This window comes from Wohlfahrtiimonas larvae (assembly GCF_002006755.1).
Taxonomy (GTDB): domain Bacteria; phylum Pseudomonadota; class Gammaproteobacteria; order Cardiobacteriales; family Wohlfahrtiimonadaceae; genus Wohlfahrtiimonas; species Wohlfahrtiimonas larvae.
The window spans coordinates 1-310 of sequence record NZ_MVDO01000278.1; the positions used below are offsets into that span (position 1 = coordinate 1).

At 37.7% G+C, this 310-nt stretch carries 1 protein-coding gene; it reads left to right on the plus strand.

Going from position 1 to position 310, the window contains the following annotated elements; genetic code table 11:
* Window positions 1–24 precede the first annotated feature (24 nt).
* Window positions 25–310 (plus strand): P2 family phage major capsid protein (locus BZK14_RS13040; protein WP_171973749.1); only part of this gene is annotated, 286 nt, incomplete at its 3' end.

Sequence of the window (310 nt, forward strand, 5' to 3'; positions counted from 1 at the left end):
AATCAATTATTAAGGAAATACACAATGGCTTTAAAACAAGAAACCATTAATTGCTTAAATGCATACGCTGATCGACAAGCAGAAATCAATAATGTTTCAACTGAAGTAGTTGAAAAAGGCTTGAAGTTTGCAGTCACACCACAAGTTCAGTATGAGTGGGCCGCACGACTATCAACGCCAACAGGTTTTTTATCTGAAGTTGATATTGATACTTGTGAAGATCAAATCATTGAACAATTGGGCTTTGCTGAACCAGGTTTAGTTTCAAGTACAACAGACACAAAAGGCGGTACAGCTCGTGATCCATCCA